Source organism: uncultured Clostridium sp., from assembly GCF_947039605.1.
Taxonomy (GTDB): Bacteria; Bacillota; Clostridia; order Clostridiales; family Clostridiaceae; genus Sarcina.
Map to the genome: position 1 here is coordinate 1 of NZ_CAMQZG010000076.1, position 10,065 is coordinate 10,065.

13 protein-coding genes are annotated in these 10,065 nt (G+C 27.2%); 11 read left to right on the forward strand and 2 right to left on the reverse strand.

From position 1 onward, the window contains the following. Both Q0V24_RS16395 and Q0V24_RS16400 read left to right on the forward strand, forming a co-directional pair. A partial coding sequence (locus Q0V24_RS16395; RefSeq protein WP_297523148.1) for a hypothetical protein occupies positions 1-257 on the forward strand: 257 nt, incomplete at its 5' end. Between the two features lie 88 nt (positions 258-345). Continuing rightward, positions 346-714 (forward strand): DUF2809 domain-containing protein, encoded by a 369-nt coding sequence (locus Q0V24_RS16400; protein ID WP_297523150.1) that lies wholly within the window; start codon positions 346-348, stop codon positions 712-714. A 60-nt stretch (positions 715-774) separates the two neighbouring features. Here the strand turns inward: Q0V24_RS16400 and Q0V24_RS16405 are convergent, their stop codons facing one another. Beyond that, positions 775-1,614 (reverse strand): alpha/beta hydrolase, encoded by an 840-nt coding sequence (locus Q0V24_RS16405; protein WP_297523151.1) that lies wholly within the window; start codon positions 1,612-1,614, stop codon positions 775-777. A gap of 483 nt (positions 1,615-2,097) precedes the next feature. Here Q0V24_RS16405 and Q0V24_RS16410 point away from each other — a divergent pair, with 483 nt between their 5' ends. Both Q0V24_RS16410 and Q0V24_RS16415 read left to right on the forward strand, forming a co-directional pair. Further along, entirely contained in the window at positions 2,098-2,466 is a 369-nt protein-coding gene (locus Q0V24_RS16410; protein ID WP_297523153.1) for a hypothetical protein, read from the forward strand. Positions 2,467-2,532: 66 nt separating this feature from the next. Further along, positions 2,533-2,931, forward strand: coding sequence for a hypothetical protein (locus Q0V24_RS16415; protein ID WP_297523155.1), 399 nt, complete (start codon positions 2,533-2,535; stop codon positions 2,929-2,931). 191 nt (positions 2,932-3,122) lie between these two features. Here Q0V24_RS16415 and Q0V24_RS16420 read toward each other — a convergent pair whose 3' ends face one another. Continuing rightward, positions 3,123-3,470 (reverse strand): helix-turn-helix transcriptional regulator, encoded by a 348-nt coding sequence (locus Q0V24_RS16420; protein WP_297523156.1) that lies wholly within the window; start codon positions 3,468-3,470, stop codon positions 3,123-3,125. Positions 3,471-4,088: 618 nt separating this feature from the next. On the opposite strand from Q0V24_RS16420, the gene Q0V24_RS16425 reads away from it, so the two are divergent. The 7 genes from Q0V24_RS16425 to mscL all read left to right on the forward strand — a co-directional run bounded on the left by Q0V24_RS16425 (position 4,089) and on the right by mscL (position 9,876). Beyond that, on the forward strand, positions 4,089-4,502 hold the full coding sequence (locus Q0V24_RS16425; RefSeq protein ID WP_297523158.1) for a hypothetical protein: 414 nt from the start codon (positions 4,089-4,091) through the stop codon (positions 4,500-4,502). 242 nt (positions 4,503-4,744) lie between these two features. Beyond that, the gene (locus Q0V24_RS16430; RefSeq protein ID WP_297523160.1) at positions 4,745-5,863 is read left to right on the forward strand and encodes a DUF1002 domain-containing protein; all 1,119 of its coding nucleotides are present in this window, start codon (positions 4,745-4,747) and stop codon (positions 5,861-5,863) included. A 181-nt stretch (positions 5,864-6,044) separates the two neighbouring features. Further along, a complete protein-coding gene (locus Q0V24_RS16435; RefSeq protein WP_297523161.1) occupies positions 6,045-7,016 on the forward strand; it encodes a hypothetical protein in 972 nt (323 codons plus the stop codon). Positions 7,017-7,194: 178 nt separating this feature from the next. Continuing rightward, the gene (locus Q0V24_RS16440; protein WP_297523163.1) at positions 7,195-7,581 is read left to right on the forward strand and encodes a hypothetical protein; all 387 of its coding nucleotides are present in this window, start codon (positions 7,195-7,197) and stop codon (positions 7,579-7,581) included. 69 nt (positions 7,582-7,650) lie between these two features. Next, on the forward strand, positions 7,651-8,625 hold the full coding sequence (locus Q0V24_RS16445; RefSeq protein WP_297523165.1) for a Gfo/Idh/MocA family oxidoreductase: 975 nt from the start codon (positions 7,651-7,653) through the stop codon (positions 8,623-8,625). A gap of 104 nt (positions 8,626-8,729) precedes the next feature. Next, entirely contained in the window at positions 8,730-9,224 is a 495-nt protein-coding gene (locus Q0V24_RS16450; RefSeq protein WP_297523167.1) for a hypothetical protein, read from the forward strand. A gap of 250 nt (positions 9,225-9,474) precedes the next feature. After that, complete coding sequence (gene mscL / locus Q0V24_RS16455; protein WP_297523169.1) at positions 9,475-9,876, forward strand: large-conductance mechanosensitive channel protein MscL; 402 nt, start codon at positions 9,475-9,477, stop codon at positions 9,874-9,876. The last annotated feature ends 189 nt before the right edge of the window (positions 9,877-10,065 follow it).

Consider the following 10,065-nt stretch of genomic DNA (forward strand, 5'->3'; position numbering starts at 1 on the left):
ATAAATATGAAGAAAAGAAAAACAGTTCTAATGAGAAAGTTAAAGGGGATGGATATACATATACTAATGCTTTAGCCACATTAAAGAGGGCATTTGGAGCAAAAGCAGATGAATATAATTATAGACCTATTGGTAATAACGGAGATAATAATGGATTTGGTTATTTAATTGCTGTGGATAGAAAAGATAATAAAAGTGATGAAAATATAGGTGCTTGGCAAGTAAAGCCAGATGGTGAAGTTATTGAAGCAGGTTAAATTTTAAGAAATATAGTAATTAATTTAAAATTCTTATTATGATAAAGGTGTATAATAAGGAATAAAACTAGGGGAAGGTTGGGGTTTATTGAATATTAAATATAGTATTTTATTTATAATAACGTTACTTATAGAAGTTTTTATAGCACTTTTTATAAGAGATAATTTTATAAGACCATATATAGGAGATTTGCTAGTTGTTATCGTAATATATTTCTTTATAAGAAGTTTTACAAAGAAACAAATAAAATTTCTACCAATATACATATTTATATTTGCGGTTTTTACAGAGCTAATGCAGTATATAAATATACTTGAAATTTTAGGTCTTGAAGATAATAAATCTATGTCTATACTTGTAGGTTCTGTTTTTGATTTTAAGGATATTCTATGTTACTTTATAGGAATTGTGCTTATAATGATTTGGGAGCAGATTGAAAAAAGAAAATTACAGTAGATTTTAAAAATACCCATATCTGATTTTCGGTTCTTACTCAAGTATGGGTATTTTGATTGTTTAGAAGAAGAAATGAAGTTTTTTTTCTGAAGATTCATCAACATCAAATAATCTTGCAAAAATTTTATTTACTTCAGTTTTATTTTCTATGTTAGAGATATGACCAGCATGCTCTAGTACATAAAGGTGAGAGTTTGGAGTTAGTTTAAGCATTTGCTCAGATTCTTCTTTTGGTCTAGAAGAGTCAAGTTCACCTACTATAAATGAAGTTTTAACTTTGAAATTCTTAAGTAAATCAAGGCTTGATTCTCTGTTGAAAATAGCTCTACCAATATTACAAATAGTAGGGATATTTTCTTTTGGAATTGAAGCTAAATGATTTTCTAGTTTAGATATTAAAGTTATATCAGGATTTTTACTACTAAAGAACATTGGTGCAATAAGCTTTACCAGCTCATTTGAGATAGTACCTTGTTTTTCAATAGTATCAATTATATTTATATATTCTTTCTTTTGCTCTGATGGTTCAATTCCAGAGTAGCTATCGCAAATAGTGAAAGTTTCAATTTGTGAGCACATATCATTTATGTATGGAGCAAGCATTCCACCAATAGATAATCCAACATAGTGGAAATATAAAATTCCAAGATCATCAACAAAATCTAGTATGTCTTGTGCTAAATCTCTAAGGGACATCTCACTATTTAAAAGTCCTGACTCACCATGTCCGTATAAGTCTATGCTAATACAGTCATACTCTTCCTTTAAAACTTCGATTTGGGAATCCCACATATTTTTGTCCCATAAAAATGAATGAACAAAAACAATAGTTTCTCCAAGCAAATTTCCTTCTCTTTTATAACTAAGTACTCTACCGTTACTTAATTCTATCTTTTTCATAATAACACCTCTTATAAAAATATTAAGCTTAATAGTTCGTAAACTTTAAAATTATTAAGCTTTAGCTTTTATAACGTAAAAATAACTAATTTAAGTTTACTATCTAGTTATGTGGAAAATATTAATAACTAATAATATTATTTATAGTTTTATAGTTTTTTATGCTTTTAGTATATGAGAAAAATTAAAGGGAAATATTTAGTCATTAATAAGTGTTTAGAAAGGTAATTATAAGAGGAATAAAATAGATAGAATAGATAAAAACTTGCTAAGATAATAGTTACATAATAAAATAGAATTAAGCAAAATAGTATTTTAGAATTTGAGGACTAGTATATTGAATTTATTTAAGTGACAATTAAATTTTATAATAAGAAGTATGATGCTATATAAGTTTGGTTTTAAGTGATAAATTGGTTAGATGAAAGTCAGGGAATTTTAATTTAAGTAGATAAAGAAAAGTATTTTTAAGGATATGATAAAATGAGTAAAATAGTAATAAACAAAACTACGGGTGTAGAGTATATTCTTATGTACTCTAGAGGGGATAATGTAGTACTTTCAAGAGAATGTGGATTAGGTTATATTAATATAACTAAGGATAAATTACAAGAAGAGTATCAACTTAAAATAGATAAAAGGGAAACTATTGACACTATTACTAGTGATACTAAAAAAGTAAAGTTGCCAATAGATAAGTTAGAAGCCGAGTTACTTTTACAATATAGAAATTTAGAAAAAATGAAGAATAGTAAAACTAGAAATAAAGACTTAGAAAGAGATTTAGAAATAAAGTTGAAGAATAATACATTAGAACTAAATAGAATGATCAAAATATTATTAAATAAGTGAGCGTGTATTAAGATAAGGAAGATCATAGAGAAACAGCTAGCTGTGGGAATTCAATAAGGAGGAAGTATGGGGATTATGATAGCTAAACCACTAATAGGTGTAGATAGTATTAAATTTGGTATGTTAAGATTAGATTTAAGAAATATACTTGGGGATTTTAAAGCGTTTAAAAAAAGCGAATTTAGTAAAAATACAACAGATGACTTTAGCTTTTGTCATGTTTATTATGATGATAATGATAAGGTTGAGGCTATAGAAATTTTTAGTGGGACTAATATAAAAGTATACGAAGAAAGAATTCTACCTAATACCTCAGAAGAAGCTTATAAAATTATAAAATTGTTAGATAAAGAGACAGAAATAGATGGTGACTATTATACAAGTGTTAAACTTTCTATAGGAATTACTTGTGAGAATGGTAGTGTTGAGTCAGTGGTTTTTGGTAAAGAAAATTATTACAAGTAGATAGGAGAATTAATGTATATACAGAAATTTTGAGTGATAAAAAATAGATAATAAAATCATAAATATTATAATAATTAAAGGAATAATGCACCCTCTTGTTGAAGTATTAATTAAGTATATTTTAATAAGGGGGATTTTTTTGTTTTAGTGAATAAGATTTTAGGGTAAAAAAATAGCCTAGAAGATAAATTCTAAGCAATTTTTTTATTAGCCTGTCTGCTAGCAATTACATCAAGTAATTCTTTAATAGCTAGAGGCATATCTTTAGTATCTATTTTTTCAAGCTCACTTTGGTGAACTCTTATATATCTATCTATTTCATCAAAGTTAAGTTCTTTTTGGTGTCCAGTCCAGTATTCAAAATCTAGACTTGTAGCATCAACAAGTTTTTCAATAAAATTATCTGTAATACCTCTTTTGAAGTTAAGGATTCTACTTAAGTAAGATGAGGAAATCCCAAGTGTTTTTGAAAATTCAGATAATTTAAGTTTATTTTCCTTCATGTATGATTTTATTCTTTTTACAGCTTTAAAATTCATTAGCCCCCTCCTTTTGCTTTTCTTCCACGTTATATTATTAGCAAGTAGTAGTTATAATTATACTACAAATTTCAAAAAAAGTTTAGGGGGAGAGAATTATCATAATTTATTCTTAATAAAAAGATGATTTTAAATTAAACAACACATATTAACATAAGTGAACTACTCTCCACTTAGCTAAAGCTTGAAGTGGGAGCTTCTTGGTCAATATAACTAATGTTACAAGTTTATCCAAGCTAATCCCGTCGCACCGACGGTTTGTGATTAATCACTAATTGATACCAGTTTATGTCTTCTTGGCAGAAGTCACCCCACATTTTGGGATTGTCGATTGTCTAAGTCATATAGCTATCATGGCGTGGTTTTTGCTCCTGCTATATAAGTGCGAATGGTTGAATATTTTACGCTACAAACCTAAGTTTCTTGTAGCAACTCCATATATTCAGTTTTGATAGAACAATACATTACTTATATTATAACCAAGTTTAGATTATTAATACATGGGAATTATTGGCGTTCAGCTTTAAAGCTACGTCGATTCATCTCACCACCTGTAGAGGTGGGAGAATTCTCTCAAATTAAGTTAAAAAAGTATATTTTAGTGAGGTGATTAAAGTGATGGTTAATACAAGTTCTAGTCGGGTAGAAAAGGTATCTAGGAAAGGTAAAGAAAAAAATCGAAAAATTAAAAATTTTGAGCGTAAACTTGATGCTTTAAAAAAAGTAGATAGTTTTATTGATGAGTTTATTTTAGATGGTGTAGAGAGTAGTACGGTAGTAAGAATTAGTACTTTTGAAAAGAGTTTAGGTGAGACTTTAAAAGTGGTAATAGTAAGTGAACATAGATATATAATTTTAGAATGTATAGAGTTATTTAAAGAGATTATAAAGAATAGAGAAAATATAAATGAAACTTCAAAATATGCGTATAGTGAAAAAAGTTTGTATAGAAAAGTAGCAATAAAACTTAATGTATTAAAAGAATTTAACAAAGTATATAAAGTAGAACTTTTAAATAATTACAGGAAATAATTTTTAAAATTAGACTCTGCTCATTCTAAGATAGTTTTTTTTGTTTCTATTGTTAAATTTTGTGTAATCTTTTTGAGAAGAAATTCACACAGACTTGAATTACACTAATATCAGTTATAAAGTTTGTCAAGTTGCTTTAAAAAAATCACTTGGTATAATATAGACATAGCTTGGTAATATTAATGCAAATAAAATCAAGACTATGATTTAAATGAAACTTAGGATAAATTAAGGAGATACATATGAAAAAAAAATTAATTTCGATAATATTAATAGGAAGTTTAGTGGCTGGTGGGGCTAGTGCCTTAGCTACTGGAAATAATAAAATAAAAAATAATATATTACTTGCACAGCCAGCAGTTGGAAAAATTATTGTAACTGTAGGTGCTAATAATACATGGCAGCAAAGACAAGAGTTATTAAAGCAATTTAATGTAAATACAAATGATTCAAATATAACTTTTTTACAAACAACAAATAGAGAAATTGCAAAAGAACTTGGATTTACAGGAAATTTAAATGATATTCCAAATACAGGTTCATATAGTTCTGCAAAGATAACTATATTACCAGAAGGTTCTGGGATACAGGTTACTACAAATAATCTAACAGAGGTTACAGGAGATATGCTTGCGAGTGCGTTGACTACTGTTGGAATAAATAATGCTAGTATAGATGCTGATGCACCTATGCCAGTTACAGGACAAGCAGCTTTAGCTGGAGTTTTACAAGCTTTCCAACAAGCAACAGGGACAGTTGTTCCAGAGAAAAATAAAAAAGTTGCTAATAATGAGATTAATACAACTGCAAGTATAGCTAAAACTGTTGGGCAAAAGAAAGCTGAAACAATAGTAAATCAGGCTAAGTCAATAGTAATTAAAGATAACCCTAATAGTAAAATAGAAGTTCAAAATATTGTAAATAATGTTGTGAATAATAATGGTGGTGGATTAAACCAAAATCAAGAGGCACAACTTACAAATCTTATGGAGCAAATTAAAGGTCTTAACTTAAATTATGATAAGGTTGAGGGAACTTTAAAGAATATACAAAGTTCAATAGCAAATGGAGAGAAAAACTTCTCTAATATATCTGCTAAACTTCAAGATGAGATAAAAAACAACCATGTTGCAATAGAAAAAGCAGAAGGTATGCTTGATAAGATATGGAACTGGATTACATCATTCTTTGAAGGTGGAGAAAAAGCAGTATCAGAGGGGAATCAATCTTCTAATACAGCAAATACAAGTAATCAGAATACAGAACAAAACAATAACCAAGATAATAATAATAGCCAACAAACTCAACAACAAAATAATGGACAAACTCAAAATCAATCAAATAATAGCCAACAAGGTTAAGTATAAAAAAAGAACTAAAGAGAAATCTTTGGTTCTTTTTTTATCATATAAATCCTAAAAAAGGAAAATAAGGGAGATACTATATGTATGATACTGATTTGTTAATAAAAATTACCATTTTTTCTTTATAATAAAAGGAATTAGTAAAAATAGAAAATAACTAAAGATAAGGAGATTATAAATGAAGAAATTAATTATAGGTGGAATTATTGCAATAATAGTTGCTAGTGGAATAGGTGTTGTTGCTGCATTATTTAGTAATTCAGCATCAAGTAATAATAGCAATGCTTTAGATAATATGAATTCACAGAACTCAAATAGTATAGGGAATAATACATCAAGTAATGGGCAGAGTTCAAATAATGACTCTAGTACTCAAAATAATACAACAAGCAATAATAATGATAATACACAAAGTTCAAACAATAATATAAATACTAATACTACTCAAAGTACATTTAAAATGAATCTTGGAAATGGAAAGTTTGATGATTTAATTCAGGCAACAAGTTTCCTTTATGGGGAAGTTTCTAATGGTGCAAGACTTGTTGTTAATATAGGTTCAACTATAGTAAATAATCAGCTTTGTGGAACTGAATATTATTTAAATAAACCAAGTGAAAAATTTAATGTGAAAATAAGTTCTGTTGGTGATGAGAAGTATGCTATATATGAATTTTATAATGGCGTACATACAGGAACATATATTATAAATGGTGCATCAGGGACTATTCCTGCAACATATGCTCATGCGGGAAGTAACAAGACTATTAATGCAACATTCTACTCAAATAATATAGAGGCAAGACATGAGTTTCAACTTCATGGATTAATGGATAATTATCCTTTTTATGGTGGAGAAGTTGCAGGTACACAAATAACATGGATAAATACTAATAATGGTAATTTTGAAGAGTACTATAATGGTGATACTAATGCATTTAAAATAGCGCAAGATGAAAATTATTCTTATCAAGGAGAGTATTCAGCAGCATATACAGAGACTTATAATGGTAAAAAAACAGGAGAATATTTATTGAACTATAGTAGTTCTACAAATGAACATACAGGAAAATATATTAAATACTCTAATGGTGTAGCGGGTGTTAGCTATAATGTAACAATAAAAGGGAGTGAAAAGCCTACTTACTAAAAATATTAAGAACTATTGATCAAAAGATTTATAGTTCTTTTTTTACTTTTAAATAAAATATTTTTAAGTATGAAAAATAATTATTTTTATAAAAAAACTAGAAAAATTAAGTTTTTTTTGATAAAGTTAATTTAAGATAAAAAAATATATTTATTTACAAATGAGGAGATGTTTAGGAATGCTATTTGGAAGAAAAAAACCTAATATAGAAGAAAGATACACAGAGTTTAAAGTAGAAAAGGTAGCTGATGAAATATTGGATATCAGACATATTTTAAAAGTTAAAGGTGATATAATAGCAAGTGTTACTATTGATAAGGATAAGACTATTAAAAGAAATGATTATGTATCATCAGAAGATTTAAGATTTTTATTATTACAAATAATAGATGAGTATGAAGTGCTTAAATATACAGGAGAAGAGTTATGCATGCTAGAGTTTGGTATAAATACTGAATATACTAATAAGTTATGTGAAGATATTATTATTGATAGAGCATCAATTTTAGATACTAAAAGTTTTCAGTATAAAGAGAATGTTGAAATTGGGAATACATTAATTTAAAAATATAAGGGTTATTTAAGATAGTTAACTATTCTTAGGTGACCTTATTTTATATAAAGGAGTAAATTTATGAAAAAAGTTAGATTTGGAATAATAGGGACAAGTAAAATTACAGAACAATTTTTACAAGCAGGAAGTACACATAATAAATTTGAACTTATAGCTGTATATTCAAGAGATATAGAGAAGGCTAAAAGTTTTGGTGAGAAATATAATGCAAAGTTATTTTTTGATGATATAGAAAAATTTACTACTTCAAATGAGTTTGATGCTGTATATATAGCATCACCTAATACTTTTCACTATAGACAAAGTATAGTTTGCATGAAAGGGAAGAAACATGTTCTATGTGAAAAAGCTTTTGCTATAAGTACACAAGAGGCTAAAAATATGATAAAAGTAGCAAGAGAGAATAATGTTTTACTTACAGAGGCAATGAGAAGTACAACTTCTAAAGGTTTTATAGAGTTTAAAAGGAATTTATATAAAATAGGTGAGGTTAGAAGATACTTTGCATCATTTTGTCAGTATTCATCTAGATATGATGCTTATAAAAAAGGAATTGTTGAGAATATATTTAAAAAAGAGATGGGAGCAGGTGCTCTTATGGATATAGGAGTTTACACAATAGCGCCTATGGTGAATTTATTTGGAATACCAAGTTCAATACTTGCAAATAGTTATATGCTAAAAACAGGCGCTGATGGAAAAGGAAGTGCTATTTTTGATTATGGAGAATTTGATGGTATGGTAAGTTATTCAAAAATATCAAATTCTAGCTTAGGGGTAGAAGTGCAAGGTGAAAATGGAGTAATAGTAGCAAATAATATATTGTTTGAGGATGTTAAAATTATATATAAGGATGGAAAGATTGAAGAATTATATAAAGAGAGTTTAGATAATAATATGTTTTATGAAATAGATGATTTTATAAGAAATATAAACGATGGTAAACTTGATTCGATTTTAAATCCTTTAGATAATTCATTAGAGGTTATTGAAATATTAGAAAAAATAAGAAGACAAACAAATATAGAATTTTAACTTTATAAGTTCAAAATATAATATGCGTATGTTACAATAAAACTTGTGAATATTTAGGTATTACCAAGATTTGAACAGTTACATAAGGAAAGGAGCATATTTTTATGTTACAAGAAGAAAGAGCAGGTAAATTTCAAGTTATAATAGATGGTCTTAGAAGAGGCGATAAATTTGATTTAATAGATGTTGTAAATAGAGATGAAACAGATAAAAGAATAAGAGATATACTTTTAATGGTAATGGAAACAGGTGATATACATCATCTTGATTATGAGTTTGATGGAGGTAATGTAAATCTTGCTTATAAATCAGCAGAGGAACTTTTATATAGTTTAGAACTTAAGAGAGAGTATCCAGTTATAAATCTTTATAAGGCAACAGGAAGTTTAATGCCATTTATAGTTTATAGAGATGGTATAACTTTAAGCTTTGATAAAAAGAGTAATAAGATAATATTTGACCATAAAGGTGAGAAAATAGAATTTGAAGTTAGAAAAAATGTAGTTGATACAGCACTTGATATAGCAACAGAAATATCAAGATTTAAATTATCACCAGACCCAAGTATGATATTAGAAATTTTAAGAGAAATCAACTAATTTTAATAGAAATTTTAATCAGATTAATATAAAGAGAATCTCTTAGAGGGATTCTCTTTATTTTTCTCATAAAACTGAATGATTTTTAGAGAAAAAGGACTTTTAAAGTGGAATTTGGTAAAAAAACATAAATTATCTTTAAATTTAGCAAAAAATATGATAAAATTTCATAAGTATTAAAAAAAATACACATAATAGTAACAGTGTATTTTGCAAATGAGAAAATAAGGAATCAACAAAGGAGAAAATAATGAAAAAATTTATAGCAGAATTTAAAGCATTTGCCCTTAAAGGTAACGTTATAGACCTTGCAATAGGTGTAGTTATTGGGGGAGCCTTCAGTACAATTGTTAAATCATTAGTAAATGATATTATAATGCCACTAGTTGGAATGCTAATTGGAGGAGTAAACTTTCAAGCGTATAAAATAGTATTAAAACATGCAGTAGGAACACATCCTGCAGTAACTTTAAACATAGGTAACTTTATACAAAATGTTATCAACTTCTTGATTATTGCAATAACAGTATTTTTATGTGTTAAAGCAGCATCAAAACTTTACAAAAAGAAAGATGCAGCACCAGCTAAAACACCTGATGATATTTTATTACTTCAAGAAATCAGAGATTTACTTAAAGATGAGAAAAAATAAAATAAAAGTATTATAAGAAAGACTACTTAAAATCTTAAGGGGGAATATTCCTAAAGATTTTAGGTGGTCTTTTTAATATATTTGAGTAGAGTAGTAGTTTAGTAGTTGGTCAATTATAGTAAAAGAAAATAAAGTCTTGAATTATTCATAAAAAAATAGGAACCATATCTACTACGGCTCCACGACTAT